The sequence below is a fragment of the Streptomyces griseicoloratus genome (genome assembly GCF_014534645.1).
Classification (GTDB): domain Bacteria; phylum Actinomycetota; class Actinomycetes; order Streptomycetales; family Streptomycetaceae; genus Streptomyces; species Streptomyces griseicoloratus.
Window position 1 is genome coordinate 198,414 of sequence record NZ_JACVQF010000238.1, and the last position, 24,181, is coordinate 222,594.

Genomic DNA, 24,181 nt, shown 5'->3' on the forward strand with positions numbered 1-24,181 from the left:
TATCCCTTCTCTGGCATCAGGCTGCTGATTGCTGCGTGCGCGGCACGGGCGCCGGCCGGGCTGGAGCGGGGCGGAGACAGGAGCGCAGGCCCGGCCGGGGGCCGGGCCGCGCGGGGAGCGGAGCGAGCCGCCTTGAACCAGTAGAGAAAGTTGTAACTCAGTCTGTGGCGCGGGGCGCGAAGTCGTATGCGCAGGCTGGGAGATCGACGCCTTGGCGGTGAGCCATCGGCAGGAAGACCACTGGCCGGATCGCCGTCATCCGCCTCGACGGCCCCGGGGGTGGCGACACCCCGCCTCCCGCCTGGGCCACCGCCGAGCTGCTGACCGACGCCATCCGGGCCGCCGCCACCGCCGCCCGCGTGGACGGCCCGGTCATCGACGGCCAGGCCCACACCTTCGCCTTCGGCCGTCAGCTCGACGTCCGCACCATCCGCTCGGCCGACTTCGACGGCGGCCAGGAGCTGACCGAGCGGGCCGTCGCCGCGTACATCGCCAAGTACGCCACCAAGGGCGCCGAGACCGCGACGGGGGCTCTGGACCGGCCGTTGAGGTTCCTCGCCGAACTCGCCCAGATCGACATCAGCGACCACGCCCGCCGGCTCATCCGCACCGCCTGGACCCTCGGCGCCCGCAAGGACCTCGAACACCTCCGCCTGCGGGCCTGGGCCCACATGCTCGGCTTCCGCGGTCACTTCTCCACCAAGTCCCGCCGCTACTCCACCACCCTCGGCGCCCTCCGCGACGCCCGCGTCGAATGGCGCCGCGCACAGGCCCTGGCAGCGGACGGGACCGACCCGGACACGACCCTCGTCCTCGCGCACTGGGTCTACGCCGGAACCGGCCTCACCGACGCCGAAGCCTGGCTCGCCGAAACCCTCGAACCCGCCCCCGGAACGGAAGGAGAGCCCACCCATGGGTAGCCGTCGCCTCGCTGTCGCGGAAGCAGCTTCCGAGCCGCGTGGTCTGCCGTCGCGGTACCTGACTCCTGACGACTTGGTGGCGATGTTCGATCTGCCCAGCGTCGAGACGGTCTACCAGTGGCGCCGCAAGCGCACCGGTCCCCGTGGCTTCCGGGTCGGCCGACATCTGCGCTACGACCCTGCGGACGTCCAAGCCTGGGTCGAGTCACTGCGGGAAGGGGCTGCCGCCTGATGGCCGGGCACGTCCAAGACCGTTGGTACAGAACCGAGACCGGCCCGGACGGGAAGGTGCGTAAGGTCAAGACCGAGCGCTACGGATCCGGCCTCCGCTACCGCGCTCGCTACGTCGGCCCGGACGGCACGGAGAAGGCCAAGAGCTTCCCCGACCGTCAGAAGCGGCTCGCTGATCAGTGGCTGGCGCACATCGAGGCGGACATGGCGCGCGGGCAGTACATCGACCCGCGCGCCGCCCGGATCACCTTCCAGCAGTACGCCGAGCGCTGGGTCGCCACACAGGGCGCCGACCCGAACACCCAGGCCTCGATGGAGTCGCAACTACGGTTGCACGCCTACCCCTACCTCGGCTCGCGTCCGCTCGGCTCCTTCCAGCCGACGCACATCCGGGACTGGGTGCGGCAGTTGCAGGAGAACGGCATCCGCGGGTCGTACGCCAGGACGATCTACTCCAACGTGCGCGCGGCGCTCAGCGCGGCCGTGGACGACGGCCACCTTCCCCGCAACCCGTGTGCGGCCCGGTCCGTCCGTCCGCCGACCGTCGACAACAAGCGCATCGTGCCCTGGACGCCCGAGCGGGTCTTCGCCGTCCGGGCCGCCATGCCCGAGCGCTACCAAGCCATGGTCGACCTGGGCGGCGGCTGCGGGCTCCGCCAGGGCGAAATCCTGGGCGTGGCTGTCGACGCGATCGACTTCGAGTCGGACACGCTCCGCGTGGTCCAGCAACTGAAGCTGAGTCGCAGCAAGGCTGTGTTCGCGCCGCCGAAGGGCGGCAAGCTGCGGGACGTGCCGCTTCCTGGCCCTGTCGCCGATGCGCTCCGGGCGCACATGAAGCGGTTCCCGCCGGTCGAGATCACCTTGCCGTGGAAGGTCGCCGACGGTCCTCCGGTGACCAAGCGGCTCATTTTCACCGGGCCACGCGGTGGGCACGTCTGGCGTACGTCGCTCAACGAGGAGGCGTGGAAACCGGCGCTTGCCTCGGCCGGTGTGATCCCCGAGCGGAAGCCGGGCGGCTCATACGCCGAGTCCCGCGAGAACGGCATGCACGCCCTGCGGCACTTCTACGCCTCGGTGCTCCTCGACGCGGGCGAGAACATCAAGGCTCTCGCCGAGTACCTGGGCCACTCGGACCCAGGCCTGACGCTCCGCGCGTACGCACATCTCATGCCTTCGAGTCAGGAACGTACCCGCAAGGCAGTGGCGTCCGTATTCGACCGCAGGTGACAGACCTCTTCTCAGTCAACTTAACTAGCTCGGCGACGGGAAAGAGGGGCCAGCGCGGCTCTGGATCAGGTCACAAAACTTGATGGAATTAGCAGCGTCGTGAGACATTGCATTGCAATGTCTGAGTGCCACACTCGGACGACCGAGGACCTGGATCCGGCGGCAACCAGACCCAGGCCCTCTCGCAGTCAACGAGCCCGGTCGCCTACCAGCAGACCGGGCTCGCTGCATGTACAGCTCCCGGTCGCGACCGTCCTCGCGCGTGACTCGCTCATCGAGCGAACTGCATCACGCCGGTAGCGATGGCCACCACGAGGCCTGCCCCCGTAAGCCAGACCTGCCACCTCTCGGCGCTGGTCCACCTACGAGGCTCGTCCTTCTCAAGGCTCACCTCTACCGCCTCCCTTCTCCTCCAGCCGGCCCGCGGATCGGGCCGGAGCCTTGGAACTCACGCACATCTATGCGGAGTTCAGGGGAGGTTCAGGTAAGGCGCGAACAGCATACCGGGCACATCGATATTCACCGAGGCGTGCGGGAACGCTTGACAGCGGCCCCGGATCCCTTTCACGGCCCAGCGACGGCCCCGGTGCAGAAACAAGCCCTCTGCCCACGGGAAACCCGCAGGCAGAGGGCTTGATCCGTACCGCTTACTTCTTCTTGCCCTGGTTCTTCACGGCCTCGATCGCTGCCGCGGCCGCCTCCGGGTCGAGGTAGGTGCCGCCCGGGTTGACCGGCTTGAAGTCGGCGTCGAGCTCGTAGGTGAGCGGGATGCCGGTCGGGATGTTCAGGCCCGCGATGTCGGCGTCGGAGATGCCGTCGAGGTGCTTGACCAGGGCACGGAGCGAGTTGCCGTGGGCGGCGATCAGGACGACGCGGCCGGTGAGGAGGTCGGGGACGATGCTGTCGAACCAGTACGGCAGCATGCGGTTGACGACGTCCTTCAGGCACTCCGTCTGCGGGCGCAGCTCCGGCGGCAGCGTCGCGTAGCGCGGGTCGGAGAACTGGGAGTACTCGGCGTCGCGGTCCAGCGGCGGCGGCGGGGTGTCGTAGGAGCGGCGCCACAGCATGAACTGCTCCTCGCCGAACTCGGCGAGGGTCTGGGCCTTGTCCTTGCCCTGCAGGGCGCCGTAGTGGCGCTCGTTCAGGCGCCAGGAGCGGTGGACGGGGATCCAGAGGCGGTCGGCGGCCTCCAGGGCGAGCTGCGCGGTGCGGATGGCGCGCTTCTGGAGGGAGGTGTGCACCACGTCGGGGAGCAGGCCGGCGTCCTTGAGCAGCTCGCCGCCGCGGGTCGCCTCCTTCTCGCCCTTCGCGGTGAGGTTGACGTCCACCCAGCCGGTGAACAGGTTCTTCTCGTTCCACTCGCTCTCGCCGTGGCGGAGGAGGATCAGCTTGTACGGTGCGTCGGCCATGGCTCCGAGCGTAATCGAACCTCCGGAGCGCCCGCGCGGGGCGCCCGGTGGGCGGACGGTTGACGGGAAGTGTTAATTGAGTGGCCCTCGCGGAGCGATCTTTCGTAAGTTGTGCTCACCATCTGCGCCGCTTACATCAGTTTCGGGGGTCCCATGTCAGTCGCCGGTCTCAGACGTGCCGCAAGGGAGTCGGTCTCCGGCCTCCCCCGCGAGTTCTGGTGGCTGTGGACCAGCACGCTGGTCAACCGGCTCGGCGGCTTCGTCGCCACCTTCATGGCCCTGTACCTGACCCTCGACCGCGGCTACTCCGCCTCGTACGCCGGTCTCGTCGCCTCTCTGCACGGGCTCGGCGGGGTCATCTCCTCGCTGGGTGCCGGGGTGATGACCGACCGGCTCGGCCGTCGGCCCACCCTGCTCGTCGCGCAGGCGTCGACCGCCGTCTCCGTCGCGCTGCTCGGCTTCGTGCGCGACCCCCTCGCCATCGCGGCCGTCGCCTTCCTGGTCGGCATGGCCTCCAACGCCTCCCGACCGGCCGTGCAGGCGATGATGGCCGACATCGTGCGGCCGGAGGACCGCATCCGGGCGTTCTCGCTCAACTACTGGGCGATCAACCTCGGCTTCGCGATCTCCTCCATGGCGGCCGGTTTCATCGCCGAGTTCAGCTATCTCGCCGGCTTCCTGATCGAGGCGGGGATGACGCTGGTCTGCGCGATCGTCGTCTTCGTGAAGCTGCCCGAGTCCCGCCCCGCCAAGGTGACGGGCACGGCCGCGGAGGCCGAGCCGGCCATCTCCCTGGGCACCGTGCTGCGCGACGGGCGCTTCATGGGCGTCGTCGGGCTGTCCTTCCTCATCGCCGTGATCTTCCAGCAGGGCTCGGTGGGGCTGCCGGTGGCCATGGGCGAGGCCGGGTTCACACCCGCTGACTACGGCATGGCGATCGCGGTCAACGGCGTGCTGATCGTCGTGCTCCAGATCCCGGTCACGCGGTTCATCGAGCACCGGGACCCCAAGCGGCTGCTCGTCGTCTCCTCGCTGCTGGCCGGGTACGGCTTCGGGCTCACGGCCTTCGCGGGCTCGGTGGGCGTCTTCGCCCTCACCGTCTGCGTCTGGACGCTGGCCGAGATCGTCAACGCCCCGACGCAGACCGGTCTCGTCGTCCGGCTGTCCCCGGTGCACGGGCGCGGGCGCTACCAGGGCATGTACACGATGTCCTGGGCGGTGGCCTCCCTCGTCGCCCCGGTGATGTCCGGCCTGGTCATCGACCGGTACGGCGCCGAGTGGCTGTGGGGGCTGTGCGCCGTGATCGGCACGGTCGCGGCGGTCGGGTACGGGGCCCTGATGCGGCGGCTGCCCGCCGAGGAGACCGTGTCCCCCGAGACGCCCGCGCCCGCGAAGCCCGAGGTCAGCGCGGCCTGACCGCCCACGGTCCCGGGGCTCGGACTCAGGGCTCAGGGGTGCATCCGTGCGCCCTTGAGCACCTTGTCCACCGCGTTCCTCGGCCCGTACACCGCGAGCCCCACCAGGTCCAGCTCCGCCGTCGGCACGGCCCGTACCGCCGCCCGGTTGTCGCGGTCGTTGCCGGTGGCGAAGAGGTCGGAGGTGAACACCGCGCGGGGCAGGGAGCGGGAGAGCACGCGCGCGTGGGCCTGCGTCAGCGTCTCCTTCGTGCCCTCGAAGACCAGCACCGGCTGGCGGAACATCGGCAGGTAGGGGACGCCGTCCGCGTCCTCGTACGGCTCCCCGATCACCTCCGGGACCTGGGTGCTCAGGCCGCTGACCAGGAAGGCGGTGACGTTGAGGCGCTGCCAGGTCTCCAGGTCCTCGCGCAGCAGGACGGCGATCTTGGTGTCGAAGCGGATGGGCTCTGCGTCGTTCATGGAACGAGACTGCCGCCCGTAGCGGGGCGGGGTCTTGTACGTTCTTTGCATGGCCCCGCAGCGGAACGTCTCCGCCTGGCGCCCGCGTGTCCCGGGCGTCGTCGAGGTGTTCCACGCCCACTACACCGAGTACGCCTATCCGATGCACGTCCACGAGGCGTGGACGCTGCTCATCGTCGACGACGGGGCCGTGCGGTACGACCTCGACCGGCACGAGCACGGTACCCCGCACGACACGGTGTCGCTCCTGCCCCCGCACGTCCCCCACAACGGCTCCCCCGCCACGCCGCACGGCTTCCGCAAGCGGGTGCTGTACCTGGACGCCACCCTGCTGGGCGAGGACCTGATCGGGGCCGCGGTGGACGGGCCCGACCTGCGCGACCCCGTGCTGCGGCGGCGCGTCGGGCAGGTGCACGCCGCGCTCACCCGTCCCGGCGACGAACTGGAGGCGGAGAGCCGGCTGACGCTGATCGGCGAACGGCTGCGGAAGCGGCTGCGGCCCGGGGACCACCGGGGCTCCCCGCACCGGGACCCCGCGCTCGCCCGGCGGCTGCGCGAGCTGCTCGACGAACGGGTCGTCCAGGGGCTCACGCTGGACGAGGCCACCGCGCTGGTGCCCGCCCACCCGGCGCACCTGGTGCGGGCGTTCAGCACGGCGTACGGCATCGCCCCGCACCAGTACCTGATGTCCCGCCGGATCGAGCGAGCGCGCCGGCTGCTGCTCTCGGGGCGGGCGCCGGCCGAGGTGGCCACGGAGACCGGCTTCTACGACCAGGCCCATCTGACCCGGCACTTCAAGCGGCTCGTGGGCGTCACTCCGGGGCGCTACCGGGACAGCTCGCGCCGGCCGTCGTAGGGGTCTGCCGGCGGGACGCCGGCCGGCGGCTCGGTCGGCGGCACGTCGGCCAGAGGGCAGGCCAGGAGTTCAGTCGGCGGGACGCCGGGTGAGGTTGGCGAACGCCTCCAGGTTCCGCGTCGACTCCCCGCGCGACACCCGCCACGCGTACTCCTTGCGGATCGCGGTCGCGAAGCCCAGCTCCAGCAGGGTGTTGAAGGCACCGTCGGCGGCTTCCAGGACCTGGCCGAGGAGGCGGTCGATCTCGTCGGCGGTGACGGCGGCCAGCGGCAGCTTGGCGGTGACGTAGACGTCGCCGAGCCGGTCGACGGCGTAACTCACCCCGTACAGCTTGAGGTTGCGCTCCAGCAGCCAGCGGTGGACGGCCGCCTCGTTCTCGTCGGGGTGGCGGATGACGAAGGCGTTCAGGGAGAGGGAGTGCCGGCCGATCAGGAGCGAGACCGTCGTCGACAGTTTGCGGGTGCCGGGGAGCTTCACGACGTAGTTGCCGGGCTCGGGGCTCTCCCACTCCAGCTCGGCGTCCTGCAGGGCGCCCTCGACGACCTGCGCCGCCTTCGCCTTCTGTGACTCAGCCATGGTGGGAGCGTACGCGACGCCGGTGGGACTGGATCGCTGCCGTGTAGACGTCGGCCGTCGCGGCGGCGGCGCTGTCCCAGCCGAAGGACTGGGCGTGCCGGGCGGCCGCGGCGCCCATCCGGGCCGGGAGCTCCGGGTTGTCGGCGAAGTCGCGCAGCACGCGCGCGTAGGCGGCGGGATCGTGGCCCTGGACGAGGCGGCCGGTCTGCCCGTCGCGCACGGCCACCGGGAGGCCGCCGACCGCGGCCGCGAGCACCGGCGTGCCGGTCGCCTGCGCCTCTATGGCGACCAGGCCGAAGGACTCGCTGTAGGAGGGCATGACCAGCACGGACGCGGCCCGGAACCAGTCGGCCAGCTGCTCCTGGCCGACGGGCGGCCGGAAACGTACGACGTCGGCGATGCCCAGCCGCGCGGCGAGCTTCTGCAGCCCCTCGGGCTTGGCGAGGCCGCTGCCGCTGGGGCCGCCGACGACGGGGACGACGATGCGGGAGCGCAGCTCCGGGCGTTCGCCGAGCAGGACGGCGACCGCGCGCAGCAGCACGTCGGGGGCCTTCAGGGGCTGTATGCGGCCCGCGAAGAGCGGGATCAGGGCGTCCTGCGGCAGTCCGAGGCGGGCCCGGGCGGCGGCACGGCCGTCGGCGGGGCGGAACCGTTCGAGGTTCACGCCGGGGTGCACGACGGCGACCTTGGCGGGGTCGGCGGCGTAGTGCCGGACCAGTTCGTCGGCCTCCTCGGCGGTGTTGGCGATCAGCCGGTCGGAGGCGGCGACGATCTGGGTCTCGCCGATGACGCGGGCGGCCGGCTCGGGGGTGTCGCCGTCGGCCAGGTTGGCGTTCTTGACCTTGGCCATGGTGTGCATGGCGTGCACCAGGGGGGCGCCCCAGCGCTGGGCGGCGAGCCAGCCGACGTGGCCGGAGAGCCAGTAGTGGGAGTGGACCAGGTCGTAGTAGCCGGGGCGGTGCCCGGCCCACGCCTGCATCACGCCGTGCGTGAAGGCGCACAGCTGGGCCGGCAGGTCCTCCTTGGCCAGGCCCTCGTACGGGCCGGCGTCGACGTGCCGGACGAGGACGCCGGGGGCCAGTTCGACGGCCGGCGGGAGAGCGGCGGTGGTCGAGCGCGTGAAGATCTCGACCTCGATGTTGATCGCGGCGAGGCGCTGGGCCAGCTCCACGATGTAGACGTTCATGCCGCCGGCGTCGCCGGTGCCGGGCTGGTGGAGCGGGGAGGTGTGCACGGAGAGCATGGCGACACGGCGGGGCCTGCGGTGCAGTCGCAGCCGCGGGGAGGCCGCCGGAGAGCGACGCCCGAGCCTGCTGACGTACTGGCTCACGGCCGTTCCTCCTCGCTGCGGGCATGCCGGTCGGAGGACGAGCCACGCCCTCCAAGGGGTGCGAACGCCGGATGACCACGCTCCATTTCCGGTTTCCCGGCCTTTGCCGAATCATTACCGATCTTCGCTCAACCGTTCGAGGATCGGGTGCGTACGGGGCAGGTGCGCGGGCCGCATACCCTCGTACGTATGCCAGCCCGCGCCACCCGCCCCGTGGGAACGGTCACGCGCGGGACGACCAATCCGAACAGGCTGCGCCGCATGGACCGCTGGATCGCGGCCACGCACGGCGCCGAGCTGCGGCGCGCCGCCGATCCCGTCGCCGTCGACCTCGGCTACGGGGCCGCTCCCTGGACGGCCGTGGAGCTGCTGCACCGGCTGCGCGACGCCGCGCCCCGCACGCGCGTGGTGGGCGTCGAGATCGATCCGGCCCGGGTCGCGGCGGCCGAGCCGTACGCGCGCGAAGGGCTCGTCTTCCGGCACGGCGGCTTCGAGATACCCCTCCCCCAGCGGCCTTCGCTGATCCGCGCGGCGAACGTGCTGCGCCAGTACGACGAGACCGAGGTCGCCGCCGTCTGGGAGCGGCTGTGCGCGCGGCTCGCGCCGGCGACGGCGCATTCGCGCGGCGGACTGCTGGTCGAGGGCACGTGCGACGAGATCGGCCGTCGGCACGTGTGGGTGGCGCTCGGACCGGAGGGGCCCCGCACGGTCACCCTCGCGGCCCGGCTGGGTTCGCTCGGGCAGCCCTCGGACCTGGCGGAACGGCTGCCGAAGGCGCTCATCCACCGCAACGTCCCCGGCGAGCCGGTGCACGCCTTCCTGCGCGACTTCGACCGCGCCTGGGCCGCCGCCGCGCCCTACGCCTCCTACGGCGCCCGCCAGCGCTGGATGCGGGCGGTACGGGACCTGACGGCCGACTGGCCGGTGACGGACGGACCGGCGCGGTGGCGGCAGGGCGAAGTGACGGTGCACTGGGCGGCGTTGGCACCGCGCGGCTGAGGCGCGACCGGGCCCCGCGAGCCGTCGCGCGTCCGGACTGCGCACGGGAACGATCTCGGTGCGGCGTTCGTCACACAGCGGGGGAAGGGCCGTGCCGGGAGACAGAAGGGGGGAAGGACTGCCTCTGTCGCTTTCCGCGCCGGCATGGCACGATCCCCCAGGCAACGTATGTTACTGACGGTTAATCAGCTTGGGGGCGAGGTATGCGTACGGGGAAGCGTGGCTTGACGACTGCTGCCATCACCGTGGTCTGCGCGGTCACCGTGCTGGCGGCACCGGGCACGGCGTTCGCGGACCCGAACCCCACACCGTCACGGGCCGCCACCCCGTCCGCCCCGGCCGCCACCCCCGGCAAGGACCTCGAAGCCGTACGGCAGAAACTCGACAAGCTCTACCGCGCTGCGGCCGCCGCCACCGAGGAGTACAACGCCGCCGAGGAGAAGGCGCAGAAGCAGTCCGCCGAGATCGTCGAGCTGGCCAAGAAGATCGTCAAGGGCCAGGAGAAGCTGGACAGGCTGCAGGAGCGCGCGGGCGCCGCGGCCCGCTCCCAGTACCGCACCGGCGGACTGCCCGACGAGGCCAAGCTGGTGCTCAGCGACGACCCCGGGGAGTTCCTCGACGGCACCCGCCGGGTGCTCCAGGGCCAGCGCGCGACCAAGGGCCTGATCGGGGAGCTGACCCGCACCCAGCAGGACCTGAGGACCTACGCCGCGGACGCCGACGCCCAGTGGAAGAAGCTGGAGGCGAACCGCAAGGCCAAGGCCACCGCCCAGAAGAAGGTCGAGAAGCAGATCGCGGCGGCCGAGAAGCTGGAGTCCGAGCTGGAGAAGGAGGAGAAGGAGCGCCTGGAGCGCCTGGAGCGGGAGGCAGCCGCCGAGGCGCAGACCGCCTGGCTCGGTTCCGGCATCCTCAAGGATCTCAAGGGCGACGCGACCGAGCAGGGCCGCAAGGCGGTGGAGTACGCCACCGCGCAGATCGGCAAGCCGTACCAGTGGGGCGCCGAGGGCCCGAAGGCGTTCGACTGCTCCGGACTGACCTCGCAGGCCTGGGCGTCGGCCGGGCGGGCCCTGCCGCGCACCTCGCAGGCGCAGTGGAAGCAGCTCAGGCACGTCGACGTCAAGGACATGCGCCCCGGCGACCTGGTCATCTACTTCGACGACGCCAGCCATGTCGGCATGTACGTCGGCGACGGCAAGGTCGTGCACGCCCCGCGACCGGGGCGGTCGGTGACGATCGCGGGAGCGGGTTCGATGCCGATCCTCGGGGTAGTGCGGCCCGACGCGTGAGACGCGCCGGCGGGGTGACGGGGGCCACGCGCCCCGCCCCGGGGGCGTGACGTGGCCCACGTGAGCCATTCCACGCCGGGCGCGCGGGCCGCGTGACGTTCGTCATCCCCGGGCCCGCGGCGACGTGTCCAACTGCGGTAGGGAACGCGGCATATGACAGCGGCCGATGGCCGCCCGGCGTGTTCTGGACCATTCCGCAGCGGCGCGGTCACCCGCTATGGTCCCCGTCGGTGGGTCGAGGTCCCTCGCCCCGCCGTGCCCTCGGGGGGAGGGAAGGAACCCAAGAAGATGCCCGTACCCGTACCGCGGCAGAGAGCGATCCCGGCCGTGGAGAGTGGTCAGGCGCCGGCCGCGCCCCCGGGCGGCGGCCCTTCCAAGGAACAGGCCACGCCCGGGAAGAACCCGGCCGACAACACCACGATCCGGCGCCCGGCCGCAACGGACCAGCGCACGACCACCCCGGAGAAGCGCGAGAACACCACGGACAAGCGCGAGAACACCACGGAACAGCGCGAGAACCCCGCCCACACGAACCTGACGCTGCTGCTGATCGAGGACGATCCGGCCGGCTCGCCGATCGTGCCCGACCTGCTCGACCAGGCCGGCAAGCCGATCCGCGTCCGCACGGCCCGCAACCTCACGGAGGCCGAGCGGCTGCTGACCGACGACGTCCACTGCATCCTGCTGGACCTCGCCCTGCCCGCACCGGGCCGGGCGGGCGACGGGGACGACGACGAGCTGGCGGTGCTCAAGCACGTGCTGGAGCTCGCGCCCCGGCACGCCGTGCTGGCGCTCACCTCCTCCAGCGACGCCGAGCGCGGCGCGGAGGCCGTGGCGGTCGGCGCCCAGGACTACCTCTTCCGCGACGAGCTGGACGGCCGGCTGCTGAGCCGGGCGATCCGTTACGCCGTCGAGCGGAAGCGGTCGGACTCGGCCGAGCGGCGCCTGGCCGAGGGCAGGCTGCGCGCGCAGGAGAACGCCCGTCTGGAGCGCGGCCTGCTGCCGACGCCCCTGCTGGACGGCTCGCCCCTGCGCTTCGCCGCCCGCTACCGCCCGGGCCGCTCGCGCGCGCTGCTGGGCGGCGACTTCTACGACGTCGTCCGCACCCCGGACGGCACCGTGCACGCCATGATCGGCGACGTCTGCGGCCACGGCCCGGACGAGGCCGCGCTCGGCGTGGAGCTGCGCATCGCGTGGCGGGCGCTGACGCTGGCGGGGCTGTGCGGCGACGAGCTGCTCGGCACGCTGCAGCAGGTGCTGGAGCACGAGCGCTCGGACGAGGAGATCTTCGCGACCCTGTGCACCGTGGACATCGCACCGGACGGCCGCAGGGCCGGCCTGTGCCTGGCCGGACACCCTGCGCCCCTGGTCGCAGGCCCCGGCCTGCCCGCACGGCTGCTGCCGTACGACAACAACGGCCCGGCCCTCGGGCTGCTGCCGGGCGCCCGCTGGCCGCGGATGCAGGTGCAGCTGGGCGCCGAGTGGAGCCTGATGCTCTACACCGACGGCCTGATCGAGGGCCATGTCGGCGAAGGCCGGGAGCGGCTCGGCCAGGACGGCATGGTGGAGATGGTCCGCCGCCAGTTCGCCGAGGGCCTGCGCGGCGAGGAACTGCTCCAGGCCGCGGTGAACGAGGTCCGCGCCCTCAACGGGGGCGAGCTGGCGGACGACGTGGCGGTCCTGCTGCTGGACCGCGTGCCCTGACCGGAGGCGGGGCCGGCCGGGCGCGTGGGTTCAGCGCCCGCCGTTCCAGGGTCCGTACGGGCCGTCGCTGCTGGAGCCGCGGCGGGTGTTGCGCCCGCCGCCGGGCAGACCGCGCAGCGCGGGCCGTACGTCGACCATGTACACGATCGTCGCAATGAGACCGAGGATCGGCAGGAACGACAGGATGTTGAAGATCAGGTTCACCACGAAGGCCAGGCCGAGGATGATCAGCCAGAACGGTTTGGTCTTCTTGTCGGCCGCGCGATAGGCGTCCTCGCGGCGCGTGGCGGCGTCGATCAACGCGAAGCCGCTGAAAAGGATCAGGGCGATGCTCAGCAGCCACATGAAGCCTGCGAACCCCTGCATCAGCACAACGTCCACCACCAGACTCGGGTCGTCCCTATGCGGTCACCGTACCCGTAGAACGGGCCGGACACCCCAAGGGTGCCCGGCCCGCGGGTGCTCCGCGCCCGTTACTTCACGGGCGGCGTCGTCTTCTTGGCGGTGGGGGCCGTGGTGGTCGTCGTCTTCTTCGCCGGGGCCTTCCTGGCGGCCGGGGCCGTCTTGTCCGTGGTGGATCCCGGCTTGGCCGCGGCGGGCTTGTCCTCCGCGACCTTGACCGGCTCGGCCTTGGGCTCCACGGCCACGGCCAGCTCCTCCACGTCCTCGGCGAGGTCCTCGATGCCCTCGGCGGCCTGGCCGCGCCAGGTGCGCACGGCCTGCTCGCCGTGCTCGGCGACCTTCTCGTAGGTCTCCCGGGCCTTGACGGCGTACTCGGCCGCGACGCCGACCCCGCGCAGCGCGAGGTCCTGGGCGGTCTCGCCGAGCTTGCGGAAGTCGGCGTCGAGGGAGCCGAGGAGCTCGTTGACCTTGGTCTGGAGGGTGCCCTGCGTCTCCCTGACGCGGGCCGTCGCCTTCTCCTGGACGGCCTTCGGGTCGGTGTTGCGGACGGCCTCGATACGGGCCGGGGCCTCGGCGCGCAGCTGCTCCACGAGCGCGGGGACCTTCCGCGCCTGCTGGAAGGCCAGGTCGGCGGTGCCCGCGGCGAAGTAGAGCGGGGTGGGGTCGCTGAGGGTCTTGCGCAGGTCGTCGGTGATGGCCATGGTGTGGTCCTCCCGGATCACTTCTTGCTGAGGGTCTTGTGGGATTCCCGCGCACGGCCGGCCGGGTGCTCGCTCCTTCTCACCCGGCCGTCTGCTGCGGGCCGGCGGCATCGCCGCCGGTCGTACGGGGGCGGCGGGCGCGTATGGAGGTGCCGCCGTCGGGGGCGTCGTCCCGGGCGTCGTCGCCCCGGGGGGCCTCCTGTGCGTCGCCGGGGGCGTGGGCCGCACCGTCCGGGTGGGGCCCGAACCCGTTCTCCCTGCGGAACGAGTCGTAGATCTGGAGCAGCACCTGCTTCTGCCGCTCGGTCAGCGTGGGATCGGCGAGGACGACCGCACGCGTCTCCACCTCGTCCCGGTCCCGCTCCGCGTCGAGGATCCCGGCCCGCACGTACAGCGTCTCGGCGGAGATCCGCAGCGCCTTGGCGACCTGCTGCAGCACCTCCGCGCTCGGCTTGCGCAGCCCGCGCTCGATCTGGCTCAGATACGGATTGGACACCCCCGCGGCATCGGCGAGCTGCCGCAGCGACAGCTGTGCGTTCCGCCGCTGCTCGCGCAGGTACTCACCGAGATTGCCGACGTTGAGCGATGCCATGACTCCACGATGCACCACGCTGCTAACTATTGCAAGCACATGCTTGCAATAGTTCGAGCACGGCGTCGATCCGCGCCTCGACGCGTGCGCGCCTGCCCCTGCCGCTCCTTCGTACACCCACTTTTTTGTGCGTACTTGGCAGCGCGCGGCCGGCGGCCGAAGCTGATGGCGGGTACGGATCAGGAGGCCGCGCGGATCTCGGCGGACTCGGCTCCCGCCAGCCTTTCCAGGCGGCGGTGGCCCCAGTCGGAGAGGGGGGAGAGGGCCTCGGCGAGGTCACGGCCGAAGGCGGTCAGGGAGTACTCGGTCTTCGGCGGAAGCACGTCGTACACCCGCCGGTCCACCAGTCCGTCCGCCTCCATCTCGCGCAGCGCCTGAGTCAGCACCTTCTCGGTGAGACCGGGCACGCGGCGGCGCAGCTCGGCCGGCCGGTGCGGGCCGGACTCCAGCAGCCACAGCAGCGTCGTCTTCCACTTGCCCTCGATCACGGCGACGGCCGCGGTCACCCCGCAGACGTTCCGGTCGTGGCGTCGATGCGTCACGCCGTGCCCCCTTCATCAGCAATTGCCAGTTATGTTACGGGAGTTGAACCATGTCTGTGCACACCGACCGGTCTGCCGCCACCGTCACCGTCCTCGGCCTGGGCCCGATGGGCCGGGCGCTGGCCGGCGCGTTCCTGGCCGCCGGGCTGCGCACCACCGTCTGGAACCGCACCCCCGGCCGGGACGCCGAGCTGGTCGCCCGGGGCGCGATCGCGGCCGCCTCGGCCGAGGAGGCGGTCGCCGCCGCCCCGCTGACCGTCGTCTGCGTGGTGAACTACGACGCCTCGGACGCCGTACTGCGCCGGGACGCCGTCGCCACCGCCCTCAAGGGCCGTACGGTCGTGAACCTGAGCGCCGACACCCCCGGGCGCGCCCGGGACACGGCCGAGTGGGCCGCCCGGCACGGCATCCGCTACCTGGACGGCGCGATCATGACCCCGACGCCGACCATCGGCACGGACGACGCGGTGTTCCTGTACAGCGGGCCCGAGGAGCTGTACCGGGAGCACCGGCCCGCACTGGACGCGCTCGGCGGCACCCACACCCACCTCGGGGAGGACGCCGGCCGGGCCGCGGCGTACGACATCGCGCTGCTCGACATCTTCTGGACGGCGATGGCGGGGTACGCGCACGCCCTCGCCGTGGCCCGGGCGGAGGGCGTCACCGCCGGTGAACTCGCCCCGTTCGCCCAGGGCATCGCCGCGATCCTCCCGCCGCTGTTCACGGAGTTCGCGGCCGACACGGACGCCGGTACGTACTCGGGCGAGCTCAACCCGATCACCTCGGCGGCCTCGACCATGGCCCACATCGTGCACGCCTCCGAGGCCCACGGCATCGACGCGAGCGTGATGCGCGTGATCGAGGGGCAGGCCCGGCGGGTCATCGCGCTCGGGCACGGGTCGGACGGATTCACCCGGGTCGCCGAGGTACTGGACGGGCACCGAGGCGCGTGACGGGCGTCGGAGACGGGCGCCGCCGCGCGTGACGGGCGTCAGAACGGCAGCGGCCGCGCGTGCACCACGTCCAGCCGGGACACCGCCCGGGTCAGCACCACGTACAGCCGGTGCAGCCCGCGTTCCTCGGCCTCGGCGACGGCCGCCGGTTCGACGGCGACGACGTGGTCGTACTCCAGGCCCTTGACGACGCCCGCCGGGACCACGGTCACCCGCGCGCCCGGTTCGTCCGGGCCCGCGGCCGCGATCCCGGCGGCGTCGAGGGCGGCACGCACCCCGGGCACGTCCGCGTCGGCGGCGACGACCCCGACCGAGCCCTCCCGGGCGAGCGCGTCCCGCACGGCGTCGGCGACGGCGTCCGGCACCTCGCCCGGCGCCGTCCGGCGCATCCTCACCTCCCCGTCGCCGCGCAGCGAACGGGCGGCCGGTACGTCGACGTCGAGCCGCTCCAGGAGCCGGTTGGCGAGGGCGACGACCGCCCCCGGCACCCGGAAGCCGGTGGTCAGCGGCACCACCGGCGCGTCCGGCACGCCGAGGTGGGCCAGGACCGGCTCCCAGGACCGCGCCGCCCACGGGGTGGTTCCCTGGGCCAGGTCGCCGAGGACGGTCAGCGAGCCGAAGGCGGCCCGGCGGGCGATGGCCCGGCACTCCATCGGGGAGAGGTCCTGGGCCTCGTCGACGACGACGTGGCCGTATCCCCCGGGATGTTCGAGGAGCCCGGCGACCTCGTCGAGGAGGACCAGGTCGGCGGCCGACCAGCGCGCCGACTTCCACGACCGCGGCGGGCCGGCCGCCCACAGCACCGCCTTCTGCTCGTCGGCGTCGAGCAGTCCGTCCGCCGCCTCCGCCAGCGTGCCGGGGTCGCTCAGCAGCCCGGCGACGACCTCCTCCGGCCGCACCCGGGGCCATACGGCGTCGAGGCAGGCGCCGATCGGCCGGGCGCGCTCGATCCTGCGCACCCAGGCGCTGGGCCGCGGCCCGCTGCGCCGCTCGGCCCGGTCCTGGACGTACCGCACGATCCGTGAGCGCACCCGCTCCCGCCCCACGCCGTAGGGCGGTTCCTCGTCCCGCACTCCGGCGACGATCCGCGCGAGCACGTCGTCCGGGACCCGCCAACGGTAGGCGCCGTCCGGCACGGACAGGGGCTCGGCGGCCCCGGCGGCCACGCGAGCGTACAGCGCCCGGCGCAGCACCTCGGCCATCCTGGCGTCGTGCTTGACGGCGGCGGACTTCTCGTCGTCGGTGGCGGTGACCGGGTGCCGGGCGATCTCCTCGGAAAGCGTCGACTGCCGTACGCCGGTCTCGCCGAGGGCGGGCAGCACCTCGGCGATGTAGGAGAGGAAGGTGCGGTTGGGACCGAGGATCAGCAGACCGCCGCGCCGGATGCGCTGCGGGTGGGTGTACAGCAGGTACGCCGCCCGGTGCAGGCCGACGGCCGTCTTGCCGGTGCCGGGGGCTCCCTGGACGCAGACCGAGGCGGCGAGGTCGCCGCGTACGAGGTCGTCCTGCTCGGGCTGGATGGTGGCGGCGATGTCCCGCATGGGCCCGACGCGCGGCCGTTCGATCTCGCGGGCGACGATGTCGCTCGTCCGGGACTCTCCCCTGCCGAGGTGTTCGTCCTCCAGTCCGGTGAGGTCGGCCGAGTCGCCGCGGCTGCCGGGCGCCCAGCCGAAGCGGCGGCGGACGGCGACGCCCTGCGGTTCGCGGGCGGTGGCCTGGTAGAAGGCCCGGGAGACGGGGGCGCGCCAGTCGACGACGAGGGGCGGGGCGGCGGGGTCCTCGGTGATCCGCAGCCGCCCGACGTGGTAGTGCTGCCCGGCGTGCTCCCCGCCGCCGTCGCCGGCCGCGAAGTCCAGCCGCCCGAAGAACAGCGGCCCCTCGGGCAGTTCGCGCAGCGCCTTGGCCCGGCTGCGCAGCCGGTACCCGAGGACTTCGGCGTCGGCGCCGGAAGCGGAGACGTCCTCGCTGGTGACGACCTGTTCCCGGGCGCCGTCGGCCATGGTGGCGAGGGCGGCGCGGCAGTGCTCGTGGTGGGCGCGTTCCAGGGCGAGGGCGTGGCGGAGGGCGGGGTCCGGTGACGTCATTCCACCGAGCGTACCCGAATACGTTACCGAGTTAAATTTTTTACCGACTCGCAGCTAGGCGAGGTGCGGCAGCCCCGCCGCCAGCAGCGCGAACGCCCGCTCCGCCGCGGCCACGGCGTCCTCACGAACGTCCGCCGCCCGCTCCCCGGCCGCGATCCGCCGCCAGTTCTCCTGCGCGAGGATCCGCTGCACGGCGATGATCTGCCCGGCGGCCAGCCGGGCGTTCAGATCCCCGCCGAGCGCCTCGGCGAGCGCGGCCTCCGACCGCTCCAGATGCGTGTGCAGCCGGGCGACGAGGGAGGGAGTGCCGTAGAGCAGCCGGTGGAACGCGAGCACGTCGGGGTGGTCGTTGAGCCCGGTCACGGGGTCCGACCGCTCCAGCCCCTCCAGGAAGTGCCGCCGCAGCGCGACGAGCGGCGCGGCCCCCTCCCCCACCACCCGCGCAGCCTCACCCTCGTGGTCGGCGATCCGGTGCAGGACGAGGTCCTCCTTCGCCGGGAAGTACCGGAAGAGGGTCGGCTTGGAGATCTCGGCCGCGGCGGCCACCTCCGCGACGGACACCGCGTCGAACCCCTTCTCCACGAAGAGCCCGATGGCGATGTCCGACACCACCTGGAACATCCGCCGCCGCTTGCGCTCCCGCAGCCCCATCTCACTCATGCCGCGAGCCTACGCAGTCACGGTTCACCGATCCGGACGTCGCCCGCGTGCGCCCGCTGCCACCGCACGAGTGCCGTGCCGATGCTGGACGGCGCCGGCACCGACTCCAGCCCCAGGGGCAGAGCCGCATCGGCCAGGATCTTGTACAGCCTGGCTGCCACGTGAGCGAGCCGGGGCCCTGACGCGTACGCCCCATGTCCCAGCGAGAGGGCTTCCCGGATGACATCGGTGAAGACCGACTGGGCTCTCTTGTAATCGATGAGCAGTCTCAGGTCGTGCCGCCAGCCGTTCGAACTGCCCGGCCGCACGGTCTCGACGGTGCGTCGCCACTGCTCCACCACCCGATGCCGCTGCCACGACGGGTAGCGCATCAGGTGCAGGTGGGTGGCCAGCTCGTAGAGCGGGTCACCCACCATCGCCAGCTCCCAGTCGATGGTCCACAAGCGGCGGTCCGCGTCGATGATGAAGTTCTCACGGTGCAGGTCGGCGTGCAGAAGGCAGAACGGACGCTCACGGAGCCCGGACACATGCTTCCGCAGCCGCCTGAACGAGTCGCCGTCCAGCCCGATGGCTGCGAAGAGGGCCTCGAATTCCGGCAAGTTCTTCTCATAGACGCGTTGCTCGGTGAAGCAGATGAGCCGTTCCATGAAGCCGGCGGTGTCACCGTCCGCCGGGCGGTCCTCGGGATGGCAACGCCTTTCCACCGGGAGAGTCTCCGAGGTCACCGCGGCCAGCTCGCCGAAGAGCTCCACGATCTGCCGCACGACATCATGGGGCACCGCCTGACCGGCCCCGTAGAGCGATCCCAGGGTGCGCCCCTCGACAAAGCGCTGCAGTGCGAGCCCGTCGATCTCGAAGACGTCCGGAATGCGAGCGATCCGGCCCTGCAGGACCCGCAGCAGTTGCTCCTCCGATGTGAAGCACCGCCGGTCGAACCACAGCAAGTTGCTGCGCGGCTCCCGGCACTTCCATCGGGCCGCTCGCGCGGCTCCCGTCGCGCCAGGCAGCGGAACCACGTAAGTCTCGTGGTGATATCCACGCAGGGGGCCCTCGACCACGCTTTCGTCACCGCTCACCTCGACAGCACGAAGCCGAGCGATGGAACCCGATTCGGGCGACATTTACCGTTTCTCTCGCCTTGGACCCTTGCGAAGGGTACAGAAGTGGAAGCACGCTACTCCTGTTCCTGCGGGCCCTACGCCAGGAGCCCTTCAAGCCTCGCCGTGCCGTCCCACCGCGCGGCGAACGGGCGGGCACTTGTGCGACGGCATGGCCGCATACGCCCGGATCGGAACGTCTTTGACCTGCGTTCCTGGCAGTGGCGCCCACCCTGGTACACACTGAGGCGGGCGACCGGAGGGACGGAGATGGGCGACGTGCTCGGCGAAGAGGAAGCACTGTCACGACTACTCGGCACCGCACGAGCCGTGCTCTTCGACTTCGACGGCCCGGTCACCGATCTGTTCCGAGGAGTTTCGACCGCGCCCGTCGCCGACGAAATCAAGGAGGCGGTCCGACGGCACTGGGGCGCCCTCGACCCGGACGTCGAAGACTGCGACGACTCACACGGCGTCCTGCTGCGGGTGCGGGACATGCTCGACCGCCCTGCCTCGCCTCCCCGGGACCGTGCAGCGCTCGACCTGGCAGAAGCCATCGTGACCCGGCACGAATACGAGATCGTGAGAACGGCGAGCCCGACGCCACACCTCGGCGCCCTCGTGGAGGCGCTGCTCGGCCTGGGCATGCGGCTCGTGATCGTCAGCAACAACGCCGACGGTCCGGTCTGCGAGTTCCTGAAGTCCTTCGACCTGCAGTCGAAATTCGAGGCGGTCATGGGGCGCGACCCGAAGGAACTGCGCCACATGAAGCCCTCCCCCGAATCCGTCAACCGTGCCGTCGAACACCTCGCCCTGGCCCCTGACGAGTGCGTTCTGATCGGGGATCAGCTCACGGACCTGTCGGCCGCCCGCGCGGCCGGGACGCGGTTCATCGGTTGCACCCGGTCACCGGAGCGTGCGGCGGAGATGATGCGCCGCGGCGCAGACCGCGTCGTGTCGTCGCTCGCGCCACTGGTCAATGCCGCCAAGTCCCATGCCCCCGAGTCACCGGCCGACCCCAACTGACCACCTGTTGCGGTGGTGTTGAGCGCGGCATCATGGTGCGCCTCGGAGATCCACAGGCATCACCGCCGCCACGGCTCGGCGGCACACAGGGGGTAGAGGGTGTCTTCCAGCAGGCCCGGCGACGACAGCCCGTCCAGACTCCAGCTCGTGCGCCGTTCGCTGAGCACGTGGAAACCGCGCATCATCAAAGGATTGCTGGCCCTGGTCGTGGTGCTCGGAGTGGCTGCCGAGATCATCGAGCCGCTGGGAGACGTACTCAAGGGACAAGGCTTCATAGGCGGCTCCTTCGCGGCACTCGTGGCGCTCGTCCTCTTCGACGCCGTGAGCGAATCCGAGCCGCGGGAAGTATCGGGCGTCTACGTTCTCGCCGATCTGGAAGAACTCGGCCCGCCGGCCGCGGAGGCATTCGAGGCCCGGAACGTTCGAGTGGATTTCTCGGGTTTCAGCATGCAGACGCTACTCGGCCTGCTCAGACCCTCCCTCACGAGACTGGGTGATCAGAAGACGGGCACCCAGGAGCTGACGCTTCGCCTTGTCGTCGCCCACCTCAACCTGCCCCTCAGCCTCCCGGGAAAGCTCGAGCCCGCACCCGACGCCGCCGGTCTCCCCGCACGGACCCACTACTTCGGGGATTCGCCGGAGAACCGCGAACGCATGCGCGAAGAATTCACCAGACGCAACTGGAACGAACTCAAAGAACTCCTGGACCGGGTGCATGAAAGAAATCCGCACATCGCCATATCGTGCGAAGTGCGAGAATCACCGCACGTACCCGAGAGGAAACTCTACATATTCAACCAGGAGAAAGTCTTCTCCGCACCGTACGGAATACGAAGCAGGACGATCGACTGGCGGGGGCATTCCATCCAGATCCTCGACACCGAAGGCTACGGCGCCAGATACGGAAACGCGCGCATCATCGGATGGGACCGGAGAACCGTCTCTCGCTCGACGCAGGAGATCGCCGAACATCACATGGAGTGGCACCGGAACCTCTGGGACACCCTGGAGTACGTGAAACCCGAAAGGCCCGTCCTGGACGATCCCCGCTGGGTGCCACCGGAAGAGCGACCGGCCGGCTGACCGCGTCACTCCTCGGCCAAGAGGTCCCAGACAGAGTCGAACCAGGCCTGCATGCTCTCGACGAAGGCCGAACCCGGCGAGTTGGGATCGGCGTCCTTCACGTGGTGCGTCAACCTCGCTCCCAGGCCGAGCACGTCGTACGCGTCGATGGTCTCCCCGCCGTCCAGAACGATGGTCCGTTCGATCACCTCGTACGGGCCGTGCAGCGCTTCCACCCCGTTGATCACGTAGAGCTTGAAGGCCGGGGTCAAGGGGGCGTGGCGGATCTTCAGTTCCACCGACGGCACCAGCTGCTCCCTCTCCAGCTCGCGCAGCGCCTCGCACAGGGACTCCGAGTGCCGTCGCGTGATGTGCCGCAGGCGGTGCCGCAATCGCCCGTTGTCCCTGTCGTGCTTGGCCCGCGGATAGGGCAGGGGCAGCGACTCGGACGGCAGGAGCATCCGCAGAGCGATGCGCCGCGGAGCGATGGAGCCCGTCCGGATGCGCTCCGCCTGCAGCCGGATGTGCGCGTCCAGCGATTCGGAGGTCAGTGTGTACACGTCCAGTGTGATCTCGGGCTGCTCGAACGCCTCGCTGATCAGGGGGCCCAGCGTCAGGGGACGACGCGACCTGGTGGCCTTGGGCGTCGAGGACTGGACGCGCCCGCACTTGACCACCCGGGCCCGGCTGCCCCGCCGGTTGTCGATCCAGCCCTCGTTGCCCAGTTCCCGGATCACGTGCTGGAGAGTTTCCCGGGAGGCGCCGAACTCCTGCGCGAGCTCTTGCTGCGAGGGCAGGAAGGCGCCCAGCGGATACGTCCCGTCGGCCAGTCTCAACCGCAGAGCCTCGGCGACTCGCCGGAACTCCCCGCCGCCCCCGCTCCCCTTGGCAGTCACGCCTCGAACGTACCGCTGGCGATCTGCCGGTAAACGGCCTGGGGACGGGCACGTGCCCGCCCTTCCTTGCGGCTACCTCCGCAGCAGGGCCAGCACCGGCTCCAGCGACCCCACCACGACGTCCGCCCCGGCCTGCTGCAGCAGCTTGGTCTTGCGTTCGTCGCGGCCGTAGCCGAGGAAGGGGACGCCGGCCCGGTGGGCTGCCTGGCAGTCCGACGGGGAGTCGCCGATGAACAGTGCGGCGGACGGCGCGGCCCCCATCGCGTTGAGGGCCCGGTGGAGGGTGTGCGGGTCCGGTTTGAGCAGCCGCAGTTCCCGGGTGCGGCCGTAGATGTGCGGGGTGAAGCTCGGCAGCAGGCCCCGGCCGTCCAGGTAGGCGCGCACGACGCGCGCGGAGTTGTTGGTGGCGACGGCCAGCCGTACGCCCACGGCAGTCCAGGTCCGGATCAGCGGGTCGGCGTACGCGGTCGGCATGGCGGACGCGGTGGCCCGCAGTTCCTCCTGGGTGAGACGTTCCTCCAGCTCCTCGACCAGGTCGCTGTGCGGATGCCGGCGGTCGACCGCGCGCAGCACCGCGTGGGGGTCCGGGGACTCCCGCTCCTTCTCCGTCAGCAGCCCGCACAGTCCGCGCCGCTCCAGCCAGGCGACGAGGTCGGCCGCGACCCCTTCCGCCCGGTGCCCGGCGAACAGGCGGCAGATCGGCCCGTCGAAGTCCCAGAGCACGAAACGGGCGCCGCTCACCAGCCGCCCGAGATTCCCCGTGGCCGACCCCGGCCCGGTCCGCGTCGTATCAGAAGTCACTAGGAGAGTGTCATGTCCGTGGTGATGGTTTCCCAGAGGGCGTCGAACCACTTCTGGGATTCCTCCACGAAGACCGCGTCGCGGTGCCCGGCCCGCTTGAGGAAGGAGAACAGCAGGGACTGGGAGCCGAGGGCGTCGTACATCTCCAGGTTCCGGCTCTCCCACTCCTCCTCCCGCCTGGTGAGCATGTAGTAGCCGAGGAGGGCCTCCTCGCCGTTGAGCAGGTAGAGCTTCACCGGCGGGGTGAAGGGCAGTGCGCGGAAGGTGACGTGCACGTCGATGTGGTGGGTGGAGCGCACGGCGTGCAGGTTGTGCTGGAGCACCTGGGCCTGGGCGTTGCGCATCTGCAGCCACCGCTGGTGGACCGGGTCCGGCTCGGCGTGGTCCTGGACCGGCACGGGGTCCGGCTCGGCATGGTCCTCGACCAGCACCGGGAAGGCCAGGTTGATGTCCCGGGACGGCATCAGGACGCGGAAGTCGATGGAGTCGGGGCGGATACGGCCCTCGTGGATCAGCCGCAGCGGCTCGCTGAGCGCCAGCATCAGCGTCTCGGACGTGTGGCACACGACGTCCACCCGCACGCGCGGCACCGAGAACGCCTCCGACAGCCGCGGCCCCAGGGCCACCATGGTCGGCAGCGGCTCACCCCGGGCCGGAGCGGGCTCGGCGATGCGCGGGGGGCTGCCCTTGCTGACGTTGGTGAGCAGCCCGTCGTCCTGGAGTGCCCGCAGGGCCTGCCGGACGGTGCCGCGCTCGACTCCGAACTCCTCGGCGAGTTCGGCCTGGGTGGGCAGGCGGTCGCCCGCCTTGAGGTCTCCGACGCGGATCCGTTCCCGCAGGGTGTCGGCGATCTCCTGGGGCGAGAGCCTTCTGCTGCCGTCCACGGCCACGTTCTCCTGGGTCACGACCAAACGCTACAACTCCGACCTACCTAACGGGAGTTGTTTGAA

The 24,181-nt window shown here is 71.4% G+C and carries 25 protein-coding genes and 1 pseudogene; 11 read left to right on the forward strand and 15 right to left on the reverse strand.

The features are described 5' to 3' along the window. Positions 1-251: 251 nt before the first annotated feature. The 3 genes and pseudogenes from H0H10_RS38415 to H0H10_RS38425 form a co-directional block, all read left to right on the forward strand. Positions 252-920: pseudogene (locus tag H0H10_RS38415) on the forward strand (replication initiator); the annotation flags it as partial. Next, entirely contained in the window at positions 913-1,152 is a 240-nt protein-coding gene (locus H0H10_RS38420) for a helix-turn-helix transcriptional regulator (RefSeq protein WP_073934353.1), read from the forward strand. The pseudogene H0H10_RS38415 and the gene H0H10_RS38420, both read left to right, overlap by 8 nt. Further along, on the forward strand, positions 1,152-2,378 hold the full coding sequence (locus tag H0H10_RS38425; RefSeq protein ID WP_188185852.1) for a tyrosine-type recombinase/integrase: 1,227 nt from the start codon (positions 1,152-1,154) through the stop codon (positions 2,376-2,378). Before H0H10_RS38420 ends, H0H10_RS38425 begins: the two co-directional genes overlap by 1 nt. A 647-nt stretch (positions 2,379-3,025) precedes the next feature. On the opposite strand, the gene H0H10_RS38430 is transcribed toward H0H10_RS38425, so the two are convergent. Continuing rightward, positions 3,026-3,787, reverse strand: coding sequence for a phosphoglyceromutase (locus tag H0H10_RS38430; RefSeq protein WP_188185853.1), 762 nt, complete (start codon positions 3,785-3,787; stop codon positions 3,026-3,028). A gap of 153 nt (positions 3,788-3,940) precedes the next feature. Here H0H10_RS38430 and H0H10_RS38435 point away from each other — a divergent pair, with 153 nt between their 5' ends. Next, positions 3,941-5,203, forward strand: a complete 1,263-nt coding sequence (locus tag H0H10_RS38435; RefSeq protein WP_188185854.1) for an MDR family MFS transporter — start codon at positions 3,941-3,943, stop codon at positions 5,201-5,203. Between the two features lie 32 nt (positions 5,204-5,235). Here the strand turns inward: H0H10_RS38435 and H0H10_RS38440 are convergent, their stop codons facing one another. After that, positions 5,236-5,664 carry a DUF2000 family protein gene (locus H0H10_RS38440; RefSeq protein WP_373566967.1) on the reverse strand — a complete coding sequence of 143 codons (429 nt, stop codon included), beginning with the start codon at positions 5,662-5,664 and terminating at the stop codon, positions 5,236-5,238. A 49-nt stretch (positions 5,665-5,713) separates the two neighbouring features. Between H0H10_RS38440 and H0H10_RS38445 the strand changes: the two genes are divergently transcribed. Further along, on the forward strand, positions 5,714-6,520 hold the full coding sequence (locus tag H0H10_RS38445; protein WP_188185856.1) for a helix-turn-helix transcriptional regulator: 807 nt from the start codon (positions 5,714-5,716) through the stop codon (positions 6,518-6,520). A 69-nt stretch (positions 6,521-6,589) separates the two neighbouring features. Here H0H10_RS38445 and H0H10_RS38450 read toward each other — a convergent pair whose 3' ends face one another. After that, positions 6,590-7,096: a type III secretion system chaperone family protein gene (locus H0H10_RS38450; RefSeq protein ID WP_188185857.1), complete on the reverse strand. Its 507-nt coding sequence runs from the start codon at positions 7,094-7,096 to the stop codon at positions 6,590-6,592. Then, positions 7,089-8,426, reverse strand: coding sequence for a D-inositol-3-phosphate glycosyltransferase (gene mshA, locus H0H10_RS38455; protein WP_188185858.1), 1,338 nt, complete (start codon positions 8,424-8,426; stop codon positions 7,089-7,091). Before mshA ends, H0H10_RS38450 begins: the two co-directional genes overlap by 8 nt. A 189-nt stretch (positions 8,427-8,615) precedes the next feature. Between mshA and H0H10_RS38460 the strand changes: the two genes are divergently transcribed. From H0H10_RS38460 to H0H10_RS38470, 3 genes are all read left to right on the forward strand, one after another. Continuing rightward, positions 8,616-9,425 (forward strand): class I SAM-dependent methyltransferase, encoded by an 810-nt coding sequence (locus tag H0H10_RS38460; protein ID WP_188185859.1) that lies wholly within the window; start codon positions 8,616-8,618, stop codon positions 9,423-9,425. Positions 9,426-9,628: 203 nt separating this feature from the next. After that, on the forward strand, positions 9,629-10,711 hold the full coding sequence (locus H0H10_RS38465) for a C40 family peptidase (RefSeq protein ID WP_188185860.1): 1,083 nt from the start codon (positions 9,629-9,631) through the stop codon (positions 10,709-10,711). A gap of 288 nt (positions 10,712-10,999) precedes the next feature. Beyond that, positions 11,000-12,415 carry a PP2C family protein-serine/threonine phosphatase gene (locus H0H10_RS38470; RefSeq protein WP_188185861.1) on the forward strand — a complete coding sequence of 472 codons (1,416 nt, stop codon included), beginning with the start codon at positions 11,000-11,002 and terminating at the stop codon, positions 12,413-12,415. Between the two features lie 30 nt (positions 12,416-12,445). On the opposite strand, the gene H0H10_RS38475 is transcribed toward H0H10_RS38470, so the two are convergent. The 4 genes from H0H10_RS38475 to H0H10_RS38490 all read right to left on the reverse strand — a co-directional run bounded on the left by H0H10_RS38475 (position 12,446) and on the right by H0H10_RS38490 (position 14,652). Continuing rightward, positions 12,446-12,781, reverse strand: coding sequence for a DUF2516 family protein (locus H0H10_RS38475; protein WP_188185926.1), 336 nt, complete (start codon positions 12,779-12,781; stop codon positions 12,446-12,448). A 107-nt stretch (positions 12,782-12,888) separates the two neighbouring features. Further along, positions 12,889-13,518: a hypothetical protein gene (locus H0H10_RS38480; RefSeq protein ID WP_188185862.1), complete on the reverse strand. Its 630-nt coding sequence runs from the start codon at positions 13,516-13,518 to the stop codon at positions 12,889-12,891. A gap of 79 nt (positions 13,519-13,597) precedes the next feature. Further along, positions 13,598-14,110 (reverse strand): helix-turn-helix domain-containing protein, encoded by a 513-nt coding sequence (locus H0H10_RS38485; protein ID WP_188185863.1) that lies wholly within the window; start codon positions 14,108-14,110, stop codon positions 13,598-13,600. 179 nt (positions 14,111-14,289) lie between these two features. Further along, positions 14,290-14,652 (reverse strand): winged helix-turn-helix transcriptional regulator, encoded by a 363-nt coding sequence (locus H0H10_RS38490; RefSeq protein ID WP_188185864.1) that lies wholly within the window; start codon positions 14,650-14,652, stop codon positions 14,290-14,292. Positions 14,653-14,702: 50 nt separating this feature from the next. Between H0H10_RS38490 and H0H10_RS38495 the strand changes: the two genes are divergently transcribed. Then, complete coding sequence (locus H0H10_RS38495) at positions 14,703-15,605, forward strand: NAD(P)-dependent oxidoreductase (RefSeq protein WP_188185865.1); 903 nt, start codon at positions 14,703-14,705, stop codon at positions 15,603-15,605. Between the two features lie 38 nt (positions 15,606-15,643). Here H0H10_RS38495 and H0H10_RS38500 read toward each other — a convergent pair whose 3' ends face one another. From H0H10_RS38500 to H0H10_RS38510, 3 genes are read right to left on the reverse strand one after another with little or no spacing between them, the layout of a single operon-like run. Next, complete coding sequence (locus H0H10_RS38500) at positions 15,644-17,689, reverse strand: HelD family protein (protein WP_188185866.1); 2,046 nt, start codon at positions 17,687-17,689, stop codon at positions 15,644-15,646. A gap of 54 nt (positions 17,690-17,743) precedes the next feature. Further along, positions 17,744-18,349 carry a TetR family transcriptional regulator gene (locus H0H10_RS38505; RefSeq protein WP_188185867.1) on the reverse strand — a complete coding sequence of 202 codons (606 nt, stop codon included), beginning with the start codon at positions 18,347-18,349 and terminating at the stop codon, positions 17,744-17,746. A 17-nt stretch (positions 18,350-18,366) separates the two neighbouring features. Continuing rightward, positions 18,367-19,470, reverse strand: a complete 1,104-nt coding sequence (locus H0H10_RS38510) for an aminoglycoside phosphotransferase family protein (protein WP_188185868.1) — start codon at positions 19,468-19,470, stop codon at positions 18,367-18,369. Between the two features lie 246 nt (positions 19,471-19,716). Here H0H10_RS38510 and H0H10_RS38515 point away from each other — a divergent pair, with 246 nt between their 5' ends. Further along, the gene (locus tag H0H10_RS38515; RefSeq protein WP_188185869.1) at positions 19,717-20,472 is read left to right on the forward strand and encodes an HAD family hydrolase; all 756 of its coding nucleotides are present in this window, start codon (positions 19,717-19,719) and stop codon (positions 20,470-20,472) included. Between the two features lie 59 nt (positions 20,473-20,531). On the opposite strand, the gene H0H10_RS40660 is transcribed toward H0H10_RS38515, so the two are convergent. Beyond that, positions 20,532-20,657, reverse strand: coding sequence for a hypothetical protein (locus H0H10_RS40660; protein ID WP_262506341.1), 126 nt, complete (start codon positions 20,655-20,657; stop codon positions 20,532-20,534). 7 nt (positions 20,658-20,664) lie between these two features. Between H0H10_RS40660 and H0H10_RS38520 the strand changes: the two genes are divergently transcribed. Further along, positions 20,665-21,555, forward strand: a complete 891-nt coding sequence (locus H0H10_RS38520) for a hypothetical protein (protein WP_188185870.1) — start codon at positions 20,665-20,667, stop codon at positions 21,553-21,555. Between the two features lie 5 nt (positions 21,556-21,560). On the opposite strand, the gene H0H10_RS38525 is transcribed toward H0H10_RS38520, so the two are convergent. The 3 genes from H0H10_RS38525 to H0H10_RS38535 all read right to left on the reverse strand — a co-directional run bounded on the left by H0H10_RS38525 (position 21,561) and on the right by H0H10_RS38535 (position 24,142). Continuing rightward, complete coding sequence (locus tag H0H10_RS38525) at positions 21,561-22,430, reverse strand: winged helix-turn-helix domain-containing protein (RefSeq protein ID WP_188185871.1); 870 nt, start codon at positions 22,428-22,430, stop codon at positions 21,561-21,563. Positions 22,431-22,502: 72 nt separating this feature from the next. Continuing rightward, positions 22,503-23,231: an HAD family hydrolase gene (locus H0H10_RS38530; RefSeq protein ID WP_309142004.1), complete on the reverse strand. Its 729-nt coding sequence runs from the start codon at positions 23,229-23,231 to the stop codon at positions 22,503-22,505. After that, the gene (locus H0H10_RS38535) at positions 23,231-24,142 is read right to left on the reverse strand and encodes a winged helix-turn-helix domain-containing protein (RefSeq protein WP_188185873.1); all 912 of its coding nucleotides are present in this window, start codon (positions 24,140-24,142) and stop codon (positions 23,231-23,233) included. The genes H0H10_RS38530 and H0H10_RS38535 overlap by 1 nt, the downstream gene beginning before the upstream one ends. Between the last annotated feature and the right edge of the window lie 39 nt (positions 24,143-24,181).